Origin of the sequence: Pseudomonas sp. ADPe, from assembly GCF_014843515.1 — a bacterium.
GTDB lineage: Bacteria > Pseudomonadota > Gammaproteobacteria > Pseudomonadales > Pseudomonadaceae > Pseudomonas > Pseudomonas citronellolis.
In genome coordinates, this window is sequence record NZ_CP062122.1 from 2,735,915 (window position 1) to 2,757,196 (window position 21,282).

18 protein-coding genes are annotated in these 21,282 nt (G+C 64.6%); 8 read left to right on the forward strand and 10 right to left on the reverse strand.

Features of this window, described 5'->3' with window-relative positions; translation table 11 throughout:
- Nucleotides 1-80: 80 nt before the first annotated feature.
- The 9 genes from IG194_RS12480 to IG194_RS12520 form a co-directional block, all read right to left on the reverse strand.
- Nucleotides 81-2,150 carry a DUF6311 domain-containing protein gene (locus tag IG194_RS12480; protein WP_141679829.1) on the reverse strand — a complete coding sequence of 690 codons (2,070 nt, stop codon included), beginning with the start codon at nucleotides 2,148-2,150 and terminating at the stop codon, nucleotides 81-83.
- Between the two features lie 2 nt (nucleotides 2,151-2,152).
- Entirely contained in the window at nucleotides 2,153-2,557 is a 405-nt protein-coding gene (locus IG194_RS12485) for a GtrA family protein (protein WP_064987656.1), read from the reverse strand.
- A 20-nt stretch (nucleotides 2,558-2,577) separates the two neighbouring features.
- Nucleotides 2,578-3,294 carry a class I SAM-dependent methyltransferase gene (locus IG194_RS12490; RefSeq protein ID WP_058487848.1) on the reverse strand — a complete coding sequence of 239 codons (717 nt, stop codon included), beginning with the start codon at nucleotides 3,292-3,294 and terminating at the stop codon, nucleotides 2,578-2,580.
- A gap of 2 nt (nucleotides 3,295-3,296) precedes the next feature.
- The gene (locus IG194_RS12495) at nucleotides 3,297-4,295 is read right to left on the reverse strand and encodes a glycosyltransferase family 2 protein (protein ID WP_082996370.1); all 999 of its coding nucleotides are present in this window, start codon (nucleotides 4,293-4,295) and stop codon (nucleotides 3,297-3,299) included.
- Between the two features lie 57 nt (nucleotides 4,296-4,352).
- The gene (locus IG194_RS12500; RefSeq protein ID WP_058487849.1) at nucleotides 4,353-6,461 is read right to left on the reverse strand and encodes a DUF6311 domain-containing protein; all 2,109 of its coding nucleotides are present in this window, start codon (nucleotides 6,459-6,461) and stop codon (nucleotides 4,353-4,355) included.
- 50 nt (nucleotides 6,462-6,511) lie between these two features.
- Entirely contained in the window at nucleotides 6,512-7,342 is an 831-nt protein-coding gene (locus tag IG194_RS12505) for a class I SAM-dependent methyltransferase (protein WP_058487850.1), read from the reverse strand.
- An 84-nt stretch (nucleotides 7,343-7,426) separates the two neighbouring features.
- Nucleotides 7,427-8,620 carry an acyltransferase family protein gene (locus tag IG194_RS12510; RefSeq protein WP_082996369.1) on the reverse strand — a complete coding sequence of 398 codons (1,194 nt, stop codon included), beginning with the start codon at nucleotides 8,618-8,620 and terminating at the stop codon, nucleotides 7,427-7,429.
- 70 nt (nucleotides 8,621-8,690) lie between these two features.
- Nucleotides 8,691-9,998 (reverse strand): glycosyltransferase, encoded by a 1,308-nt coding sequence (locus IG194_RS12515; RefSeq protein ID WP_009614736.1) that lies wholly within the window; start codon nucleotides 9,996-9,998, stop codon nucleotides 8,691-8,693.
- Nucleotides 9,992-11,536 (reverse strand): glycosyltransferase, encoded by a 1,545-nt coding sequence (locus IG194_RS12520; RefSeq protein WP_058487852.1) that lies wholly within the window; start codon nucleotides 11,534-11,536, stop codon nucleotides 9,992-9,994. Before IG194_RS12520 ends, IG194_RS12515 begins: the two co-directional genes overlap by 7 nt.
- A 394-nt stretch (nucleotides 11,537-11,930) precedes the next feature.
- Here IG194_RS12520 and IG194_RS12525 point away from each other — a divergent pair, with 394 nt between their 5' ends.
- From IG194_RS12525 to IG194_RS12560, 8 genes are read left to right on the forward strand one after another with little or no spacing between them, the layout of a single operon-like run.
- On the forward strand, nucleotides 11,931-12,836 hold the full coding sequence (locus IG194_RS12525; protein ID WP_058487853.1) for a GDP-mannose 4,6-dehydratase: 906 nt from the start codon (nucleotides 11,931-11,933) through the stop codon (nucleotides 12,834-12,836).
- A 5-nt stretch (nucleotides 12,837-12,841) separates the two neighbouring features.
- Nucleotides 12,842-13,813, forward strand: a complete 972-nt coding sequence (gene gmd / locus IG194_RS12530) for a GDP-mannose 4,6-dehydratase (RefSeq protein ID WP_009614730.1) — start codon at nucleotides 12,842-12,844, stop codon at nucleotides 13,811-13,813.
- 4 nt (nucleotides 13,814-13,817) lie between these two features.
- Nucleotides 13,818-15,254, forward strand: coding sequence for a mannose-1-phosphate guanylyltransferase/mannose-6-phosphate isomerase (locus IG194_RS12535; RefSeq protein ID WP_009614728.1), 1,437 nt, complete (start codon nucleotides 13,818-13,820; stop codon nucleotides 15,252-15,254).
- Nucleotides 15,255-16,052 carry an ABC transporter permease gene (locus IG194_RS12540; RefSeq protein ID WP_009614726.1) on the forward strand — a complete coding sequence of 266 codons (798 nt, stop codon included), beginning with the start codon at nucleotides 15,255-15,257 and terminating at the stop codon, nucleotides 16,050-16,052. It begins immediately after the preceding gene.
- Entirely contained in the window at nucleotides 16,052-17,314 is a 1,263-nt protein-coding gene (locus IG194_RS12545; RefSeq protein ID WP_009614721.1) for an ABC transporter ATP-binding protein, read from the forward strand. Before IG194_RS12540 ends, IG194_RS12545 begins: the two co-directional genes overlap by 1 nt.
- Nucleotides 17,311-18,699 carry a glycosyltransferase family 4 protein gene (locus tag IG194_RS12550; protein WP_009614719.1) on the forward strand — a complete coding sequence of 463 codons (1,389 nt, stop codon included), beginning with the start codon at nucleotides 17,311-17,313 and terminating at the stop codon, nucleotides 18,697-18,699. Before IG194_RS12545 ends, IG194_RS12550 begins: the two co-directional genes overlap by 4 nt.
- Nucleotides 18,683-19,816 carry a glycosyltransferase family 4 protein gene (locus tag IG194_RS12555; protein ID WP_058487854.1) on the forward strand — a complete coding sequence of 378 codons (1,134 nt, stop codon included), beginning with the start codon at nucleotides 18,683-18,685 and terminating at the stop codon, nucleotides 19,814-19,816. Before IG194_RS12550 ends, IG194_RS12555 begins: the two co-directional genes overlap by 17 nt.
- The gene (locus tag IG194_RS12560) at nucleotides 19,817-20,968 is read left to right on the forward strand and encodes a glycosyltransferase family 4 protein (protein WP_058487855.1); all 1,152 of its coding nucleotides are present in this window, start codon (nucleotides 19,817-19,819) and stop codon (nucleotides 20,966-20,968) included.
- 62 nt (nucleotides 20,969-21,030) lie between these two features.
- On the opposite strand, the gene IG194_RS12565 is transcribed toward IG194_RS12560, so the two are convergent.
- A complete protein-coding gene (locus IG194_RS12565; protein ID WP_009614715.1) occupies nucleotides 21,031-21,237 on the reverse strand; it encodes a DUF1127 domain-containing protein in 207 nt (68 codons plus the stop codon).
- Between the last annotated feature and the right edge of the window lie 45 nt (nucleotides 21,238-21,282).

Here is a 21,282-nt window from a genome sequence, read left to right on the forward strand (position 1 = left end):
GACGATCATTCCGGCACAGTCGAGGTCCCCAGGGGCACTGTTATGCCGTTCCGGCGCCTTACTGTGCAGGCGAATATTACCTAGCGCTCAGGCAGGAGTTCGACGCTGATCAACGCCAATTCGCCGGCTCCATTGCTGAAGGTACGGATTTCCGCGCTCGAGCTGGCCGTTGCCACGTCGAAAATACCCTCCAGCGTCCTGGGTTCGCCTTCGGTACCCATCAGCGGGCCCTGGGCCAGGATGATCACCTGGGTCGTCGCATTGCTGACGACATCCCAGTTACCCACCGGCTGTGATGGACTGCCGCTGGCGCTGTAGGTGATGCGGTAGCGCAGCTTACCCTGGGGGATGTGGGTGTATGGACCGTAACTCAGGTAGCCCGAGATGCCGGGCTGGGCCACCAGGCGGCCATCGCGCAACTGGCCGATGAGCGTAGGCAGGTGTTCGGCCGGCCAGAAGCCCCAGTGCTTGGGCACGAAGCCGGCATCCCGGCAGCCTTCGCATTGGCCCATGCCCGGGAGCAGCAGCTTGATGCCATCGAGCTCACCCATCGCGTCGTCCGCACCGTGTGACTGCAGGGCCTGGTCCCAGAGAGCAAGATCATTGAAGACATAGAGGGCCTTGGGATCGTAGGTGCCTGCCTGCACCTGGGCTGCCAGGGCGGCCTGGGTTCTTGCTTGAGCCTCGGTGTCAACCCTGGCGAAGTTGGCGGCATTGATCGACATGCCGTGGTGCAGAGCGAAGTTCGAAAGGGGGATGAAGTCCGGCGGAACGTTGGTTGGCGCAATGTAGAGCACCTTGTCGTAGCGGGAACCGAGTTCGGTCCACAACCTGGAGGTCAGGGGATTGTTCCAGTGCCCTTGGAAGTGATTGCGCGTACCGGCAAGCACGTTGGACAGATCGTAGATCTGCGCGATCAGGGCAATGGCGAGCAGGCCCAAGGCGATCTGCGGCCGGGTACGAGTGCAGACGATGGCGATGGTTGTCACGCAGAGCAGATAGAACACCGGCCAGAACATCCGACCCGGCGAACGGAATACCTGGTACAGACGCACCGCCCAGTCCGGTATCTCGAACTGGATCAGGGTATGGTGGCCGATGCTCACTGTATTGGTCAGCGATACCAACAGCAGGAGAACGCTCATCACGATCAGGGGCCAGATGAGTGTGTGGCTCCATTGTCCGCGGCGGCCAATTGCCAGGAGACAGGCAATGGCCAGCAGTCCCAGCATACCCACGCCCATGTAAGCGAAACCGTCGCCCTCGATGAAGGGGAGCTGTAGTCCGGGCAGCAGCCGCGACCAGGCCCCTCGAGAATCGATCAGCGACAACAGGTTCATTCGTCCGTAGGAGCCCGTCGCTGCCGGCGACGAGCCCAGCATGAAGTAGCCCAGGAGCCACATTATCGTCAGGACCAGGGCGCAGCCGGTCAGCCCGCGCACCACGCAGCGGGCAAGGCTCGCTTCGCGCCGCAGCAGACGTTGCAGCAGATCGGCGCCCCAGATCGCGCCGAGCATGACCAGCAGGTAGGCGTGGGTCAGGGTGGCGACCGCCAGCAGCACCAACCAGAAGCGCGCTCGGTAGGCCTTGTCGAAATAGAGGTACAGCCCGGCCATGAGCAGCCACTGGCCACCCAGTGCGAGGTGGATCGAGAAGCGCATCAGGTAGGGAGGCAGCAGCAACAGCAGGCCGGTGCCCAGGCACAGCTGGCGCCGGTCTTCGACGAAACGCGATAGCGTCAGGTAGCCGAATACCCCCTGCAGCACCATGCAGGTCAGCACCCACAGGCCGAAGTACTGGAAGCTGTCGGGCAGCAGCGGGCCGATCAGTTTGAATGGCAGGGCGAACAGTGGCAGCGAGTCGGAGAAGACGATGGAGCTTCCCTGTTCCATGCCATAGCGTGGATTGGCGCCCAGAGGGAATTGCAGCAAGGGGGTTTCACGGAAGAACTCCCACCCCAGCAGATTGGTCGGCGGGTCGAAGAAGCCACGCATCAGCCAGCCGGTGTTCGATGGCAACAGAATGGACTGGCCCCCGAGGGCCAGGAACAGCAGGCAGGCCAGCAGTACGGGGATCCACAGCGAATGACGCGAATCGGTTGAGGTGCGCATCGCGAGGTTGGTTCCGGCGGTTTTCAATGTCCGTTCCATGGCTAGTGTCTGAACCCCCAGAGTCGGCTGGCCAGGAAGGTGATGCCCGGTACCACGGCGGCCGACGCGATGGCGGACAGACGCGGCGAAAGCCAGCCGGCGGCCAGCAGCGCAGCCAGCAAGCCGCTGTTGACCAGGAAGGCGCTCAGGGAAATCAGGAAGAAGCGGCGCATCGCCCTGCTTGGCGAGCCCGGCGCAGAAAAGGTCCAGATGTAGTTGCCGGAGAACGACAGGCCAAAGGCACAAAGGAAGGCGACCAGGTTGGCGAGCAGCACCGGCCATGTCGTATGGGACAGCAGCAGCCAGACGATGCCGATGTGCAGTGCGGTGGCGCCTACGCCGACGACACCGAAGCGGGCGGCGAGCAGCACCTCCTTCAGCAGGCGGCTGCGAAGCAGGCGGCGCATGGACAGGCTCTCATCGTGGGTCATGGGCGCCGAGCCAGGCAAAATGCTGTCAGACCGGCGACACGATTGAAGCGCAGTACCGGCAACTCCACCATGGATAGTGCCTGCAGGGCTGCATTGACCACCCCGTTGTGTCGTTTGAGCTGCGATCTGGGCTGGCGCACGGCATCACCCCTGAGTCGCTCGAACAGGCGCAGGGTGGCGGCTATCGGGAATACGCCGCCAAAGTAGTAGGCGCCTTTCAGCACCTCGAGCCCGGCCTGCTCTGCGACCCGTTCGATATCGGTGAGCCGGTAGCGACGCTTGTGCTCGAGGAATACATCGTGATCGCTCCAGAGGAACTGGAAGGCCGGTACGGAAATCAGGAAGTGCGCACCGTGGGGCACCTTCTCGACGTAGTGGCGAAGCAGGCCGACATCGTCGTCGACATGCTCCAGGACATCCATCAGCAGCACCAGGTCGGAGTCCAGGCGGTCCACTGAGCGACGGAAGCGGATCGGCTTCCCAGCCTCGCTGGCATCGGAGTCCGCCGAGTAGCTGATGTCCACGCACCAGGCCTCGCCGGCGCTGCCTTCGGCCAGCAGGGCGCGGGAGAAGAAGCCGGAGCCGGCGCCCACGTCGAGGATGCTCGAGGGGCGCATGTCGCCGAGGAACTGCTGCACGGCGGCCCGCTTGGATCGGTAATACCAGTGGTCGGCGATATGCTCGCCCAGGATGTCGGTTTCCTTGAGGTCCATGCTCAGTCCTCTGCTTCGTAGATGCGCCGGACGAGATACACGGGCCTGCGCTTGGATTCCAGGTAGGTGCGGCCGAGATACTCGCCCAGCACCCCGATGCCGATGAGTTGCAGGCCGCCGAGGAAGGTCACGGCGACCATCAGCGAGGCGTAGCCAGGCACGTCGATGCCGAAGAGCACCACCTTGAGGACGATCAGTATGGCGAACAGGAAGGCGCTCAAGGACACGGCGATGCCGAGGTAGGTCCAGATCTTCAGGGGATCGGTGCTGAAACTGGTGATGCCTTCGAGGGCGAAGTTCCACAGGCGCCAGCCATTGAACTTGCTGGTTCCGGCCACTCTTTCCGGGCGGCTGTAGTCGATATGGGTGGTACGGAACCCGACCCAGGCGAACAGGCCCTTCATGAAACGCCGGGACTCGGGCAGGTCATTCAGCGCATCCACGACCTGGCGGTCCATCAGGCGGAAGTCGCCGACGTTCTCGGGAATCGCCGGATCGGCGATCTTGTTGTGGATGCGATAGAACCAGCTGGCCGACGCCCGTTTGGCCCAGGAGTCGGAGGCGCGATCGATGCGATGCCCGAGCACCACGTCATAGCCTTCCCGCCAGCGTTCGATCATGGTCGGGATCAGTTCGGGCGGATCCTGGAGATCGACGTCGATCGGCACCACCACCTGGCCCGTGGCACAACGCAGACCGGCACTCAGGGCCGCCTCCTTGCCGAAATTGCGGCTCAGGTCGACGATCCTGATCTGTGCGATGCGTCGTTGCAGCAGCAGGAGTACATCGAGCGTATCGTCCTCACTGCCGTCGTTGACGAAGACGTACTCCACTCGCACGGCATCAGGATCGGCGAACACCTGCTCGACGCGCTCGACGAACAGCGCAACGGTCTCCGCCTCGTTGTAGACAGGCACCACCAGCGACAATGCCAGCGGCGTGTCGAGCTGCGGGCGGTGGATGAGGCTCTGCCGGGGCGCAGCGTGGGGTTCACTGGTCATGTCGTTTCGTCCGTGGCTCGTGTCGCTCTTGTTATTCGGAACATGGCAGGCGCGGCCTCAATCGGCCGCACGCTGGGCGGTTTGTGGCGTAGGCAGGTCCGAGGAAATCTCCAGGTCGGAGAGTTGCAGGTCTGCGCCATTGCTCAGCAGGCGCAATTCGACTTTCTGCAGCGGGGCTTTCAAGGCCACCATCCCGGCGACCGGCCGGAGTTCGCCGTGGGTGCCAGCCAGCGGGCCGCTGGAGAGGGCGACGAAGTGCCCGCCAGCGTCTTGCCCGACGATATCCCAGGTACCGACGGTCGTGGCTTCGTCAGCTTCGCTCAAGTAGTTGATCCGGTACGAATAGATGCCTTCGCTCAGGGCAATGTAGGGACCATAGCTGAGATAGCCCGCTTCACCCGGCTGGCGCGGGACCAGGCGCCCGTTGCGCAGTTGGCCGATCAGGCTGGGCAGTTGTTCGGCCTTCCAGCGTATCCGGAGGTCCGAATTCCGCCTGTCCAGCGGTGCCGCCACGGTAGCCCAGCTTTGCGAGGGCCGGGTGTTCATGCAGATGAGATGCTGGCTGTCGAGCATGCAGCGCCCGGCATCGAGCGCAGTACGGAACAGCGGCGGCAGATCCAGCGGGTTATGCAGGTGCCCCAGCTTCACGTACAGATGGCCGGGCAGTGCGGGCCCGTCGACCAGCCTGTTCTTTTTCGTGCAATCCGTCGCGGCGCGGGCGGTATAGCCGGTATTGATCCGAAGGCCCAGTTGCGCCGCCAGGTACTGATAGCGCACGTAGTCGTCGTCCGTGGTGGGCGGAAGGCTGCAGCCATAGGCTGGATAGACGTCGATTTCCTCGAAGCCGGCCAGCGCCGAGCGCCAGGGCGCGATGTCGACGGTGGTGGGGAGGCGTGTCTGGAACAGGACGCGGTCACGCAACGGGCGGGTGTCGTACCACTGCAGTGCCAGCGCCCCGGACATCAGCAGCAACAGCGCTAGGCTGCGACGGCGCAGCAATACGGCCAGGACGAAGAACAGGATGCTGTAGCCCACCAACCAGAAGAAACGGCCGCTCACCCGGAAGATGCCGGCCAGCGCTTCGGCGAACCGGGGCAGGTGGATATCCAGCAACTCATGCTGGCCAACGAACACTTTGTTGCTGGCCGCGTAGAGAGTCAGCGCCAGCAGGGCCAGCAACAGGTAGCGATGGCGCGCCGCGGAACGGAGGAACGCACGAGGTTCCAACAGCGCGCTGGTGGCCAGCAACAGCAGGACGCCAGCGCCCAGGTAGTTGAAGCCTTCATCCTGCCCCGGTGTCGCGTAGTGGCTGGAACACAGCAGGCCACCGCAGAAAGGCGAGAGCAGGTTCAGTGAATAGATGCCGAAGCCGCCGGCGGCGGCGCCCTTGCCGATGAGATAGCCGCCCGCCAGGAGGATGGCGAACAGCACCACGAGCGAGCCTGCGAGCCAGAGGCAGACGCGTTTCAGGTCCAGGCTTCCAGCCCGCCACTGGCTCACCAGATAGACGAGCAGGAGCGGATAGCTCATGGCGAACAGGTAGGGGTGTACCAGCAGGGCGCTGGCGGTGATTGCGATGAATGCCGTGCAGGTTCGGCGAACGGACCATGTTCCCGAATGGCCCCTCAGATAGGTGCCCAGTGTCAGCAGGAGCAGCCCCTGGGTCATGAGCGCCGTGTGCCCCAGGCGGTGCGTCAGGGCAGGCCAGATCAGGGCGAAACCCGCCGCGAGCAGGGCGCCTGGCAGATGCCGGATACCCAGTGAGCGAATCACGAAAACCGCGGCGGCTGCCTGCAGCAGGTAGCAGATGGCGTGCCACAGGCCGAAATAGTGGAAGCCCGCGGGCAACACCCCGGCGAACAGCTTGAGCGGCAAGGCCAGCAGCGGGATGCTGTCGGTGAAGGCAATGCTGATGCCGTCGGGATAGTTGAGGCGATCCGTCTTCAGCAGCGGGAAATGCCAGTGGTCCTGTTCGAAGAACAGCCACCCCGACACGTGAGAGGCCGCATCGCCGCCCTCGAAGAATCTGCCATGCCCGGCCAGGAAGGTACCCGGATACAGATACAGCACCAGGGCCACGGCCATGAGCAGCGGCAAAGCGTAGGCGATGCTGCGACGCGCGGGGCTCCACAGCCATTCCAGACCGAAGTACCGGTTGCTCGACAATACAGGGCTTCTCATCCTTCACATTCCCTGTCGGTGGCGAGGCGCTTGCATCACGGCTTGCGCGCCACTATCACCTGGCTCTTGGCGACCACCTGGTCCAGCGCCTCCTTGATGGCGGCACCGCGAGGCGAATCGAGCAGGACGTCCCAGGTCCTGGTCCAGTTGTGCAGCAGCGGATGGTCGGGATTCTCGAACCCGACGCCGGCCTCCCAGAAGAACAGCATCCACAAAGACCAGTAGAAACCATATTGGCCGTGGCTGACGACTTCCAGGCCCGCTTCCGTCACCCAGTCCCTGAACTGCTGCTCGCCGATCACCCGCACGTGGTTGGGTTTGCGGAAATAATCGGCGGCGGCGAAGCCCCGCTGGAGCTCCTCCGAGGAGGGATGAGGGGCGGAAAGCAGGTAGAGGGCGCCGGGTTGCCCCACGCGGACCAACTCGGCGAGGAAGGCCCGGGGGTCGTCCACATGCTCGATGACCTCGGTGCTGACCACACGACTGATGGAGGCGTCCGGAATCGGTAGCGGAACACTGTCGGTCACCAGGCACTCGACGCTGCGGGCCGCGCTTCCTTCCAGGCGTTGGCGGGTGGCCTCGATCTTCTCGGCATCGATGTCGGCCACGATGATGCGCGCGCCACGCATGGCGCAGAAGTGCACATTGCCGCCGTTGCCACAGCCGACGTCCAGCACCGTGTCCTCGGGGCCCACGGGAAAGCCGCGGTAGAGCTCGCCGTTCTGCTGGTCGAACCAGCCGCTCAGGGCTGCATCCTTGAGGCCCAGCATGTATGGATCCACACGTGGCTCGGCGGCGCTGCCCGTGCTTTCCTTCGCCGCTGGAGCGGCAGGAGTGGTCAGGAAATTCTTCAGCCGGTTCAGCATGGCCAGTTCTCCAGAAGCGTTCCGAGCGGGGAAATGCGGGATTTGTCTGCGCAGCCGGGAAACTCGACGGGGACGCGACGACGGCTAGGCTGCCTCATTGCGGATGTCTCCTGCGGTAGGCGGCGCCTCGGTCGAGAAACGCCGGGCAATGGCGGTGCCGCGTGCTCTGAGCGGCAACTCGACATAGCGGTAGTTCGCTTCGCTGCAAAGGACGATGGTGCAGATGGCCAGGACCAGGAACAGCAGGGTATGGGTGCCGTCCAGGGCGCTGTCGCCATACAGACGGAAGGCAATTTCCCGGGTCAGGAAGAATGCCGGGATATGGATGAGATAGATGCCATAGGAGCGGCTGCCCAGCCAGAGGCCAAGGCGTTGCAGGGGCGCGGGAAGGGCCAGGTAGCCGCGATCGTAGGAAGCCAACCAGACCAGGGCCGCGCTGAACAGGGCGATCACCCCGATACGCCAGACGGACCAGAGGTGCTGCTCGGTGGACACCCGCGTCAACCCCAGCACCAGCAGTGCCGCCAGGATCAGCCCCAGGGGGCGCCAGCGCAACAGCCAGGTCGGCTCCAGGCGTACATAGAAGGCCTTGTGGCTGGCCAGGGCCAGGAGCACGCCCCAGGCCAGGGCGTCGGTGCGCAGCACCATCAGCAAGGGCGTGCGCCAGACGAAGAACTGGGCGGCTATCACCCCTACCAGAATCCAGGGCAGGAAGCGGCGCGAGACGAATATCAGCAGCGGCAGCAGGAGGTAGAACTGCTCCTCCAGCGACAGGCTCCAGTAGACGAAGCTGACGCCGTACTCGTAGCGGAAGAAGCTGTCGGCGAAACGGAAGTTCGCGTATTGCAGTATCCCCGCGAGTGTTGCGGCGAGGTTGGTGGACAATGTGCCGAAGGCGCCCGATTCGTTCAGGAAGCGGCAGGCCACCAGCATCAGCAGCAGCCAGAGCCAGGCCGAGGGGAGCAGGCGGAAGGCGCGCCTGACCCAGAACTGTACGCTGTTGCGCCAGAACTCGGCGATACCGTTGCAGCCCTGCAGGCGGGGAATCAGGTCCCGGGCGATGACGAAGCCGGAAATGGCGAAGAACAGATCGACGCCCCACCACAGCTCGAAGCGCCGGAAGAAGGCATCGAACAGCGGCGTGGGCCAGTGGAACAGATTGCCATGGGCATGGTGCACGACCACGCTGACCACGGCGAGCGCCCGCAGCAGCTCGATGTCCTGGATACGCCGGCCGGGTGTGTGGCCCTGGCGGTCTGTCATCGGTAACCGATGCATGACACACCCTCCGCCATTGCCGGCTGGCCATGTCCGGGGCAAGCCGATGATCGACATGGCAATGCCATAGTCACAGACTTGCGCATGGCTCATCGCCCGTTATCGCCCTGCGAGCCCGCAGGGCAGCGAGGAAGGCGGACAGCCGGGCCTGCGCCTGCTCCATGCTGCAGAACGCCTGCAGGGCGTCCACTGCGGCCTCGCTCATGTGCGCATAGCGCTGGGGGTCTTCCTTCGCCACCCGATAGCTTTCCTGGTAGGCCGCAAGCAGCGAGTCCCAGTTGGTGATGTAGCGCAGGGTACGGTAGGCCGCCCGCGGGTCATGGGGCCAGGCAGTGAGTTCCTCGGTGCAATCCACCACGAAGGCATTGTTGCTGTCGATGTAATCGAGCATCGCCGTATTGCGCGGGGCTATGGCCGGCTTGCCGCAGGACATGAACTCCATCAGCGGCAGGCACTGCCCCTCGCCGTAGGAGGTATTGACCACGTAGCTGGTGGCCTCCACCAGGCGTTCGTAGTCGGCATCCTCGAGGTAGCCGTGGATCAGCACGAAGCGGCAACGGTAGGGCCTGAGCTTGTAGAGGTGGTGGAGCATGTCCGCCAGCGCATCGTCGATGCAGTGGTGGGTGAGCTTGAGTACCAGGGTGGCGTCTTCACAATCGCGGAAGGCCCAGCAGAAGGCGCCGAGCATGTCGATCCAGTTCTTGCGGCCGTCGTAGGGGTTGAACACCGAGGTGTAGATCACTCCGTCCAGGCGCAGTTTCCGCCTTCCACGCGAGGCCTCGAAGTCAATGCGTGGCGCATCGCGATGGGGTTCGGGGGCATAGCCGCCCACGTCGTCCACACGGCTGTCGATCACCAGGCCGTCGACCTGCAATTCCAGCTGCTCGGCCACCGGCCTGCGTTGCAGACGGGCCGCCAGGGCGGCGAAGCGGTTCCAGACCGGGGCTGGGATGCTCACCACAGGGAAGTCCGGCCCCATGGACTGGCGTACCGAGTCGACGGTGAAGCTGGAATGGGTGATGGCCGCGCCCAGTCGGTCGAACACCAGGCGCCAGTCGTGGCGCGGCTCGCCGTACCAGCTCTCATAAGGGATGACGCTGAACTCCCAGGCGAACACCGGGATGGTCGGGCAACGGTAATGAATGGGGGTGCGGTGCGGTGGCGAGAAGGACAGGAAGATGCACTCCTCGCCGCGGCGCTGGCAGTCGGCGTAGATCCGATCGACGAGGTCGTCCGGATCGCTGATTTCCATCACCTGGCCCAGGCGTTCGAGTAGCGGACGGAACTCCTTCAGTACGAAGTAATAGCTGTATTCGGGCTTGCCGAGGTTCTCTCGGATGTTGCTGCGGTTGGTTTCCGAATGGATGAGGATCAGCATGCCGCGTCTCCCGCGACGGCTTTGTCGGGCCTGCCGGTACCCAGGAAGGTGCCGAGGAACTCACCCAGCTCGTTCGCGAAACGCTCCTCGCCGGCGAATTCGCGCATCCGCTGGCGTGCGGCCATGGACATCGCCTGATAGCGCTCCGGGGCCTGCCGGGCAATCCCGTGGCTGTCCAGGTATGCCTGCTTCAGTGCGCCCCAGTCCGGACGGTAGCGTATGGTCCGGTAGCTCAGGCGAGTGTCCTGGGGCCATACGGCATGTTCGCGGCAAGCGGGGACGACGAAGGCCAGGTCGCCGTCGACGTAGTCCTCCATCGCGGTGTGCGCCGGGGCTATGGCCGGCTTGCCGCAGGCCAGGAACTCCATCAGCGGAAGGCACAGGCCTTCGCAGCGCGAGGCATTGACGTAGTAGCTGGTGGCCTCGCGCAGGCGCTGGAATTGTTCGTCGTCGAGGAAGCCGTGCATGACTACGACACGGCAAGCGAAGGGGGCCAACTGCGACAACAGGGTCAGCATGTGCACGTAGTAGCTGGCCAGGTCCTTCTGGGTGATCTTGAGCACCAGGGTCGCGTCGGCAGTGCCGCGGAACGCCCAGCAGAAGGCCGTGACCAGGTTCTCCCAGTTCTTGCGCCCATCCGCAGGGTTGAATACCGAGACGTAGACCACGCCCTCCACCTGGACCTCGACCAGTTGCGAGGTATCCGGCAACTGCGCCTGGGGATGCTCTTCGATCACGGTTGCGGAGGATGCTGCGGGCGGCTCGGCCGGCGCTGGCGGGCTGGGGCGCCGCAGCAGTCGGCTCAGGCCCCGGCGCAGCGCGGCGGGCACGAGGTCGCGCACGGCCTCGCGGTACCACATCAGGAGGTAATGCCGGGTGATCAGCGCGCGCCGTCGCCAGGTGAGTGCCGGCACGGCTTCGATAATGGGCTCGATGGGCTCGTCGGCGACGGCGGGAATGTCATGTATCGGTGCGATGAGTCCGTCGGCCGACAGGCCCAGCAGTCGGGTATCGAGGATGCAGCCACGAATCTGCAGTTTCGTCGGCTCGATGATGGCGTTGGCCAGCGATTGTCCGCCGAGGCTGGCATAGGTTTCCCAGAGCGGTGTCGGCAGGGGAATCACCGGGAAGTCCTCCCCCATCGAGGCGCGGATCGCCCGGGCTGTGTGCGACGACAGGCTAATCGCCCCGCCATGCCGGCTGAGCACGTAGCGCCAGTCCGAGCACGGATCATCGTTCCAGGTTTCGTTGGGGATGCTGTCGTATTCCCAGGCGATGACGCAGAGGATGGGACAGGCGAGGGAAAGCGGAGACTTGTGCGGTGGGCCGAAGAACAGTGCCAGGCAATCACGCCCGGCCGCGCGCAGCCGGCGGGCGGTGGCTTCCAGCTCCTGCAGGCTCTGCGGGCGATGTACTTCGCCAAGCGCCTGCAGAACCGGCAGATAGGCCTTGAGAACGAAGAAATAGCTGTACTCGGGAGTGCCGAGACTGCTGTCGATGGTGCTCTCGCCAATATCCGAAAACAGGATGAAGTCCATACGGTCCTACAACACTGTGCAGGCGCTGCCGGCAGCGCCTTACAGGCCGTTGCCTGTGTATTGTTCTTGTTACCACCCTGGCGGCCGGGGCGGGGCTTTTGTCCAGTCGACGACCGGGTTGTCGGACTGGACAGGTGCAAGCGCTGGCGGCCGCATTCTAAACACAGCTCAGCCGGCTTCGAAAAGTGCTTAAGTACCATGTATGAAAAATTGAAGCAGAACCGACCGGTCACTCAGCTTTAGGTTGAATTTGTCATTCATTTACTACAGGTTAACGAGATAAGTACAACAGCAGAAGAATCCTAATCGCATCATTTTCGCGACTTCTGCAGGCACCTTTCCAGCTCGTAGCACCTGTCGGATGTTCCCTGGGTGCTCATGACAAGGGGTTCTCTTGAGAAAGCGCCTATTGGTCACCGGCCTCACGGGATTCGTCGGACACCACATCCGAACCTGGCTTGATCAGCACGAGAGCGTGTGGGAACTGCTCGAGGTGCCCGAGCGCCCCGACCTCACCGATCCGGAAGCGGTGCGTGCCGGTTACAGTCAGCGGCCGGATGCCGTCATCCATCTCGCCGGGCAGACCTTCGTCCCGGAAGCGTTTCGCGATCCCGCGGGTACGCTGCAGGTCAATCTCCTGGGTACCCTCAACCTGCTGCAGGCGCTCAAGGCTCTCGGTTTCTCCGGGGACTTCCTCTACGTCAGTTCCGGGGACATCTATGGCCAGGTGGACGAAGCACACCTTCCCATCCGCGAAGACCTTCTGCCTGCGCCTCGCAACCCCTATGCCGTCAGCAAGCTGGCGGCCGAACACCTCTGCCTGCAGTGGGGCATGACCGAAGGCTGGCGAGTGATGATCGCGCGCCCCTTCAACCACGTGGGCGCCGGGCAGAAGGAGAACTTTGTCATCGCCAGTGCTGCACGACAGATCGCTCTGATCCGCGCAGGCCTGCAGGAGCCTCGGCTGCTGGTTGGCGACATCGACGTCAGCCGCGACTTCCTGGATGCCCGCGATGTGGTGTCGGCCTACTTCGCCTTGCTTGAAGGCGGCCGCCCCGGACAGGTCTACAACGTCTGCTCCGGTGAAGAACGGCGGATTCGCGACCTGATCCAGCAACTGGCCGATCTCGCCCAGGTGGAGATCGAACTGGTGCAGGACCCCGCACGCATGCGCCGTGCGGAACAACGCCGTGTATGCGGCAGTCATTCCAAGCTGCACGAGGCGACCGGCTGGAAGCCGGACATAACGATAAATCAGACCCTGACGGCGATCCTGTCGGACTGGGCATCACGGGTGTAGCGACAATGACAAGAAACGCACTCATCACGGGAGTGACGGGCCAGGACGGTGCCTACCTGGCAAAACTGCTGCTCGAAAAGGGATACCGCGTGCACGGCCTGGTGGCCCGGCGCAGCTCCGATACCCGCTGGCGTTTGCGCGAGCTGGGCATCGAATCGGAGCTGGTCTATCTGGATGGCGATATGGCCGATGCCTCGTCCATCCAGCGCGCGGTCATCAAGGCCAAGCCGGATGAAATCTACAACCTGGCGGCGCAAAGCTTCGTCGGCAGCTCATGGGACCAGCCGATCACCACCGCCGTGGTCGACGGCCTGGGGGTTACCCACCTGCTCGAGGCGATCCGCCAGTTCAGCCCGCAGACGCGCTTCTACCAGGCCTCCACCAGCGAGATGTTCGGCCTGATCCAGGCCGAGCGGCAGGACGAGAACACCCCCTTCTACCCGCGCAGCCCCTATGGCGTGGCCAAGCTGTACGGCCACTGGATCACGGTGAACTACCGCGAGAGCTTCGGCCTGCACACCTCCAGCGGCATCCTCTTCAACCACGAATCGCCGCTGCGTGGCATCGAGTTCGTGACCCGCAAGGTCACCGATGCCGTGGCGCGGATCAAGCTCGGCAAACAGAAGGAGTTGCGCCTGGGCAACATCGATGCCAAGCGCGACTGGGGTTTCGCCGGCGACTATGTCGAGGCCATGTGGCTGATGCTGCAGCAGGAAAAGCCCGATGACTACGTGGTGGCGACTGGCGTGACCACCACGGTGCGGGAAATGTGCCGCATCGCCTTCGACTACGTCGGCCTGAAGTACCAGGACCACGTGGTGGTCGACCAGGCCTTCATCCGCCCCGCGGAGGTCGACGTGCTCCTGGGCAACCCGGCCAAGGCCGAACGGGTGCTGGGCTGGAGTCCGAGGACCAGCCTCGAGAATCTGATTCACATGATGGTGGATGCCGACCTGCGGCGAGTCGACAAGGAGTAGCGCCATGCTGGTTCCTGTGATTCTTTCCGGTGGGGCCGGGACGCGCCTGTGGCCGGTTTCCCGCGAGGGGCAGCCCAAACCCTTCATGGCGCTGCCCGATGGCCAGACCCTTCTGCACAAGACCTACTGCCGGGCAGCCGGCCTTTTGCCCAGCGATGGCGAGATAGTTACGGTGACCAACCGCGACTACTACTTCCAGAGCAAGGATCACTTCCTTGCCGCCAAGCTGCGCCAGCGCGGACATTTCGTCCTGGAGCCGGTGGGGCGCAATACGGCGCCTGCGGTCGCGATGGCGGCGTTGGCGGTACGTGCCAGGCACGGCGACCAGGCATTGCTGGTGGTGATGCCGGCGGACCACCTGATCCGCGACCTCGAGGCCTTTGGCCGGGCGGTCGAGCGCGCAGCCGCCCTGGCCGAGACCGGTCACCTGGTCACCTTCGGCGTGGTGCCCACGGCACCGGAGACCGGTTTCGGCTACATAGAGATGGGCGAGCAACTGGACGAGGGCCGCGGTGCCAGGGTTCGGCGTTTCGTGGAGAAGCCCGACCTGGAGACTGCCCGGCAATTCCTCGACAGCGGTGATTTCCTCTGGAACTCGGGCATGTTCTGCTTCAGCGTCGCCACGCTGCTTGGCGAGCTGGAACGCCACGCTCCGGAAATCCTCGCCAGCGCCATCGCCTGCCACGAGGCCAGCAGCGGCGACGAACTGGGCCAGGTGGTGCAGCAGGAACTGAGCGGCGAGCATTTCGCCGCCTTCCCCGACATTTCCATCGACTACGCACTGATGGAGCGCTCAGAGCGCGTCGCGGTGGTTCCGGCGGCCTTCGACTGGAGCGACATCGGCTCCTGGGGGGCGCTGAGCGCGCTGGTCGAGCCTGATGCGCAGAACAACCGCGCAGCCGCCGACGCGGTGTTCGTCGATACCTGCAACACCTACGTGCAGAGCGACGACCGCCTGGTGGCCACCGTGGGCGTGTCCGACCTGATCGTCATCGATACCGCAGACGCCATCCTGGTCGCCCACGCCGAGCGCGCCCAGGACGTGCGCAAGGTGGTCAAGCAGCTCAAGGACAGCGAGCACGAGGCTTATCGCCTGCACCGCACCGTGAGCCGTCCGTGGGGAACCTACACGGTGCTGGAGGAAGGGCCGCGCTTCAAGATCAAGCGCATCGTGGTCAAGCCGGGGGCCTCACTGTCGTTGCAAATGCACCATCACCGCAGCGAACACTGGATAGTGGTGCGTGGCATGGCCAAGGTCACCAATGGCGAGGGCGTGCGCCTGGTGAACAGCAACGAGTCCACCTACATCCCTGCGGGGCACAAGCATCGCCTGGAGAACCCCGGCGTCATCGACCTGGTGATGATCGAGGTGCAGAGCGGCGAATACCTGGGGGAGGACGACATCGTCCGCTTCGAGGACCAGTACGGCAGGGCTTGCTAGATGTTGGCGAGGATGTTCCAGGGAATCTGGCAATACCGCGGCTTCGTCGCCGGCAGCGTGCGCCGCGAGTTCGAGTCGCGCTACCGCGGCTCGATGCTGGGCGCGGCCTGGACGGTGCTCAACCCGCTGGCGATGATCCTGGTGTATACGGTGATCTTCTCCGAGGTGATGCGGGCGCGGTTGCCGGGCGTCGATGACCGCATGGCATTCGGCGTGTTCATCTGTTCCGGGCTGCTCACCTGGGGCCTGTTCTCCGAGGTGGTCGGGCGCAGCCTGACGATGTTCCTGGACAACGCGAACCTGCTGAAGAAGCTCAACTTCCCGCGCATCTGCCTGCCGGTGGTGAGCGTGCTCAACGCACTGGTGAACTTCGCCATCATCTTCGCGCTGTTCTGCGGCTTCCTGGCCATCACCGGCCGGCTGCCCGGCATCGCCCTGCTGGCCTTCCCCGTCCTGCTCCTGCTGCAACTGCTGTTCGCCTGCGGGCTGGGCATGTTGCTGGGCGTGCTCAACGTATTCTTCCGCGACGTCGGGCAACTGTTCGGCATCCTCCTGCAGTTCTGGTTCTGGTTCACGCCCATCGTCTACCCGACCAGCATCCTGCCGGAGAGCATCCGCAGGCTGATCCAGCTCAATCCGATGACGCCGCTGATCCAGTCCTACCAGAACCTCTTCCTATATGGCCGCTGGCCCGTATGGACTGACCTGCTGCCGCTGCTGCTCTCGGCCCTGGTGCTGTGCGTCCTGGCGCTGGGGTTGTTCCGTAGCCGTTCCGGCGAGATGGTGGACGAACTCTGATGGGCCACATACGCATCCAGCAACTCGGCAAGGCCTACCGCCAGTATCCCTCGCGCTGGGCTCGGCTGCTCGAATGGTTGTCTCCCGGCGCCCGGCCGCGCCACCAGCAGAAATGGGTGCTGCAGGATATCGACCTGGACATCGCGCCCGGCGAGGCGGTAGGGCTGGTCGGTTCCAATGGCGCCGGCAAGAGCACGCTGCTCAAGATCATCACCGGCACCACCTTGCCCACCCACGGCAGCTGCAGCGTTGGCGGGCGGGTCTCGGCGCTGCTGGAGCTGGGCATGGGCTTCCACCCGGAATTCACCGGCCGCCAGAACGTATTCATGGCCGCGCAGTTGCAGGGCCTGCAGCGCGAGGAAATCGAGGAACTGATGCCGGCCATCGAGGCCTTCGCCGAGATCGGTGACGCCATCGACCAGCCGGTGCGCACCTACTCCAGCGGTATGCAGATGCGCCTGGCGTTCAGCGTGGCCACCGCCAGGCGCCCTGACGTGCTGATCGTCGACGAGGCGCTCTCGGTGGGCGATGCCTATTTCCAGCACAAGAGCTTCGAGCGCATCCGTAGCTTCCGCCGCGACGGCACCACGCTGCTGATCGTGTCCCATGACCGCTTCGCCATCCAGTCCATCTGCGATCGCGCCGTGCTGCTGGAGTTCGGCAGGGTCGTGCAGCAAGGCGACCCGGAGATGGTCATGGACTACTACCATGCGCGCATGACGGCCGGCCTCAACCATCGGGTACGCCAGGAGATGCTGGCCAACGGCAAGACGCGGACCATTTCCGGTACCGGGGAGGTCGAGGTCGAGTCGGTGCGCCTGCTGGAGCAGGATACCTCGGTGGAAATCATCGAAGTGGGCAGCGAGGTGACGCTGGAAGTGGTGGTCCGCGCGACCCAGGACATCAGCCAACTGGTGCTGGGGTTCATGCTCAAGGACCGCCTGGGCCAGGCCATGTACGGCATCAACTCCTACCGCCTGAAGCAGATGCTGGAGAATATCCGGGCAGGTGAGCGCATCCTGTATCGATACAGCTTCCCGATGCGCCTGGGACCAGGCAACTACTCGGTTTCCTTGAGCCTTTCCAGGCGTGACTCGCACCTGGACGGCAGCTACGAATGGCGCGACTGCGCCATGCTGTTCCAGGTGGCCAACGCCAGCCACGAGAACTTCGTCGGCTATTCCTGGCTGGGGGCGGAGCTTGCGGTCGAGCGCCTGGGCGCTGCAGCGGAAGTGCTCGAACTGAGGCGCAGCCTGCCATGATGCGCATACTCATCGAATGCACATACGTCTTCGAACACCCCGAAGTGAACTCGGGCATCCAGCGCGTCGTGCGCAATGTCATCCGCAATCTCGATACGGTCCAGGCCGAAGTCGAGTGCATACCCGTGGTCTTCCTGCGCGGGCGTATGTTCCGGGTACTGGCGCTGGCGCCCCTGTCCGGCCGCGACCTGCCCTGGCACAGCCGCATGCGCGTGGCCCTGGAGCAACTGCGTAACGACTACTGGATGTGGCACGCGCGACTGGAGCGGCGCTGGCCGATGAACCGTTGGCACAATGCGCGGCGGGCTCTCTACATGCTCTGCAAGCTGGCCAGCCTAAGCTTCACCCTGCCGCTGCGATTCGCCACCTATGCCTCGCGCAACCATGTGGTGCCTGAGCGCGTGCAGGCGATGGAGGCGTTGCCGGGCGACCAATTGCTGCTGCTCGACTCGTCCTGGCATGCCGATTTCTTCCCCGTCGCCGAGCGTCTCAAGGCGCAGGGCGTGGGCATCGTCTCGGTGATCTACGATCTCATCCCCTCTATGCATCCGCAGTTTTGCGATGCCGGCCTGGTCCGTGTTTTCGACCGCTGGTTCGACTGGATCGCCGAAATGGCCGATGGCTTCATGTGCATCTCCACCACCATCCGCGACCAACTGCGTGCCGAGATCGTCCGCCGTCGGGGCGAGGCGGTGGCCGGGCAGATCTGGTTCGACCACTTCTACCTGGGCTCGGAGCTGGACCTGGCTGACCGTCCCGGCCGTATCGATCCGCGCCTGCTGCGGATGTTCGAGGCGGGTGCGCCGGTGTACCTGATGGTCAGCACCATAGAACCGCGAAAGAACCACGCCTATCTGCTGGACGCCTTCGAGCGTCTCTGGGCGCGTGGCTCCCCGGTCCGCCTGTGCATCATCGGGCGCGTCGGTTGGAAGTGCGAGGACCTGGTCACCCGCATCCGCCGGCATCCGGAATTGAACAAGCGCCTGCATGTTTTCCACAAGCTCAACGACCGAGGCCTGGAGCACGCCTATGCGAACGCCAAGGCACTGGTGTTCCCGTCTTTCGTCGAAGGCTTCGGCCTGCCACTGGTAGAGGCCATGCAACGCCAGTTGCCGGCCATGGCCAGCGATATCCCGGTCTTCCGTGAGATCGGCGGCGACTTCATGGCCTATTTCGATCTGGACCAGCCGGACTCCCTTGCGGCGCTCGTGGAGCGCTTTGAAGAATCGGGCCAGTTTCCGGCGCAACGGCCGGTGTCCGAGTGGCGCTGGATCGGATGGCGTGAGGCCAGCCAGCAACTCATCGAGCGCGTAGTGCAGGCGCAGTGGCAACAGCCTTTGGGAGGGGCGCCGGAAAAGGACGAACAGCGTGAAGGTTGCGCTTAACACCCGCATCCTCCAGGCCCCGCGCACCGGCATCGGCCAATACGTGGCGGCGCTGGCGCAGGCCTTGGGCGAGCAGCCCGGCGTGGATCTGGACTATTTCCATGGCTGGGGCTGGTCGCAGGCGCTGCCGCGGGCGGCGTTGCCGGGCTATTCGCGCTGGAGTGCCGCGGCCAGGCGGGTGCCGGGCGCCTACCGGATCCGCCGTTGGCTGGAGCAGCAGCGCTTCGACCGGGGCCTGCGCGAGCGGGATGTGCAGCTGTATCACGAACCGAGCCTGTGGCCGCTGGCGTTCGAGGGCCCCATGGTCATGACGGTGCATGACCTGACCCACGTGCGTTATCCCCAGACCCAGCCGCGTGACCGCCTGGCGGAGATCGAGCGGCGTGTCGGAGAAGGCGTGGCCCGGGCCGGGCGCATCCTGGTGGATTCGCACTTCGTCGGCGAGGAGCTGCGTGCGTATTTCGGCCTGCCGGCGGAGCGGGTGATGGTCGCGTCCCTGGGGTGTGCGCCGCGCTTCCGGCCACGCACGGCGGAACAGCTGCGAACTGTACTGGCGCCACTGGCTCTGGAAGCCAGGGGCTACCTGATCTGCGTAGGCACGCTGGAACCGCGCAAGAACCTGCAGCAGGCCCTGCGCGCCCATGCCCTGTTGCCGCCGGCACTGCGCGAGCGCTATCCGCTACTGATCGCCGGCATGGCCGGCTGGCGCCAGGAACAGTTGGACGCAGAGTTGACCGCGGCGTTGGCCGGCGGCCAGGTGCGCCTGCTCGGCTATCTGGACGACGATGTCCTGGCGTGCGTGCTGGCCGGCGCGCGCCTGCTGTTGTTCCCGTCGCTCTATGAGGGCTTTGGGCTGCCGGTGCTGGAGGCCATGGCCAGCGGCGTGCCGACGGTGCTGGCGCGCACCTCGTCACTACCGGAAGTGGCCGGCGAGGCCGGCTGTTTCGTCGAGCCGCAGGATGAGCAGGGCATGGCCGATGCCATCCAGCGGCTGCTGGAGGACGGGAGCGAATGGGCACGTCTGCGGCGCCTGGGGCTGGACCGCGCCGGGGCTTTCAGCTGGCAGGCGTGCGCCCGCGCCACCGTCGAGGCCTATCGCCAGGCCATGGGAGGCTGAATGCGCGTTCTACATTTCTTCAAGACCTACCTGCCCGACTCCGTGGGCGGGATCGAACAGGTGATCAACCAGCTCTGCCGCAGCGGCGAGGCCCACGGCATCGAGAACGAGGTGCTCACCTTGAGCGCCAATCCCGAGCCGGCGCTGTTGGAGGTCGATGGACACCGGGTGCACCGTGCGCGCCTGGACCTGCAGTTGGCTTCGACGGGCTTCTCCTACAGCGTGCTGCCGCGCTTCCGTACCCTGGCCGCCGAGGCCGACATCATCAATTTCCACTTCCCCTGGCCGTTCATGGACCTGGTGCATTTCCTCTCCGGGGTGCGCAAGCCGATGGTGGTGACCTACCACTCGGACATCGTCCGCCAGCGCCATCTGCTCAAGCTGTACCAGCCGCTGATGAACGGCTTCCTCGGCTGCGCCGACCGCATAGTGGCAGCCTCGCCCAACTACCTGGCCACCAGCGAGGTGTTGCGGCGCTTCCCGGGCAAGACCGAAGTGATTCCCTACGGGCTGGACAAGACGGGTTATCCACAGCCCGATGCGAACTGCCTGGACGGCTGGCGCCAGCGGGTGGGAGAGGGTTTCTTCCTGTTCGTCGGGGTAATGCGCTACTACAAGGGCCTGCACATCCTGCTGGAAGCGATCCAGGGGACCGGCTACCCGCTGGTGGTGGTCGGCGCCGGGCCGCTGGAAGCTGAGTTGAAGGCGCAGGCCGCCGCCCTTGGGGTGGAGGGCCACGTGCGCTTCCTGGGGCGGGTCAGCGAGGTGGACAAGGTGGCGCTGCTGCAACTGAGCCGCGCCATCGTGTTTCCTTCGCACCTACGTTCGGAGGCGTTCGGCATCTCCCTGCTGGAAGGCGCGATGTACGGCAAGCCGATGATTTCCAGCGAGATCGGGACGGGCACCAGCTACATCAATATCCAGGGGGTGACGGGGCTGGTGGTGCCGCCCAGCGAGCCGAAGGCGTTCCGCGAGGCGATGCGCTGGATATGGGAGCACCCGGAGAGCGCAGCCGAGATGGGCAGGAAGGCCGAGGCGCGCTACGAGGAACTGTTCACCGCCGAGACCATGGGACGGCGCTGGGCCGGTCTGTATCGGGAACTGCTGTTCGCCGATCCGGGCCTGGAAAAGCAGAAAGGCCGCTCAATCTAGCGGCCTTTCACCAGTACAGTTTCGAACTGTCTATCTACCGCCTGACAGTTCAGCGCTTCCGCTTACTTCCAGAACGGCTTGTTCAGCTCGGCGTAGCGCTGGGCTTCGCTGATGCCGGCGTCGGCCAGCAGGCGCGAGTCGAGGCGGGCCAGCTGGCGGCGGCTCTCGATGCGGCGCTGCCACAGGCGGACGGTGCCGACCAGGCTGCGGTGGGCGGTAGAGGAAGAACGGATGTTGCTGACAGTGGCGGAACCGAGGGTACGTTCCATGATTTTCGTCCTTCCCGCTTTTGGCGGGTAGTGGGGTTGCGGAAG

Bases quoted from the DNA above. Each gene is read 5' to 3' on its own strand.
- IG194_RS12480 (WP_141679829.1), bottom strand. From the start codon at position 2,150: ATGGAACGGACATTGAAAACCGCCGGAACCAACCTCGCGATGCGCACC.
- IG194_RS12485 (WP_064987656.1), bottom strand. From the start codon at position 2,557: ATGCGCCGCCTGCTTCGCAGCCGCCTGCTGAAGGAGGTGCTGCTCGCC.
- IG194_RS12490 (WP_058487848.1), bottom strand. From the start codon at position 3,294: ATGGACCTCAAGGAAACCGACATCCTGGGCGAGCATATCGCCGACCAC.
- IG194_RS12495 (WP_082996370.1), bottom strand. From the start codon at position 4,295: ATGACCAGTGAACCCCACGCTGCGCCCCGGCAGAGCCTCATCCACCGC.
- IG194_RS12505 (WP_058487850.1), bottom strand. From the start codon at position 7,342: ATGCTGAACCGGCTGAAGAATTTCCTGACCACTCCTGCCGCTCCAGCG.
- IG194_RS12510 (WP_082996369.1), bottom strand. From the start codon at position 8,620: ATGCATCGGTTACCGATGACAGACCGCCAGGGCCACACACCCGGCCGG.
- IG194_RS12515 (WP_009614736.1), bottom strand. From the start codon at position 9,998: ATGCTGATCCTCATCCATTCGGAAACCAACCGCAGCAACATCCGAGAG.
- IG194_RS12520 (WP_058487852.1), bottom strand. From the start codon at position 11,536: ATGGACTTCATCCTGTTTTCGGATATTGGCGAGAGCACCATCGACAGC.
- gmd (WP_009614730.1), top strand. From the start codon at position 12,842: ATGACAAGAAACGCACTCATCACGGGAGTGACGGGCCAGGACGGTGCC.
- IG194_RS12535 (WP_009614728.1), top strand. From the start codon at position 13,818: ATGCTGGTTCCTGTGATTCTTTCCGGTGGGGCCGGGACGCGCCTGTGG.
- IG194_RS12540 (WP_009614726.1), top strand. From the start codon at position 15,255: ATGTTGGCGAGGATGTTCCAGGGAATCTGGCAATACCGCGGCTTCGTC.
- IG194_RS12545 (WP_009614721.1), top strand. From the start codon at position 16,052: ATGGGCCACATACGCATCCAGCAACTCGGCAAGGCCTACCGCCAGTAT.
- IG194_RS12550 (WP_009614719.1), top strand. From the start codon at position 17,311: ATGATGCGCATACTCATCGAATGCACATACGTCTTCGAACACCCCGAA.
- IG194_RS12560 (WP_058487855.1), top strand. From the start codon at position 19,817: ATGCGCGTTCTACATTTCTTCAAGACCTACCTGCCCGACTCCGTGGGC.
- IG194_RS12565 (WP_009614715.1), bottom strand. From the start codon at position 21,237: ATGGAACGTACCCTCGGTTCCGCCACTGTCAGCAACATCCGTTCTTCC.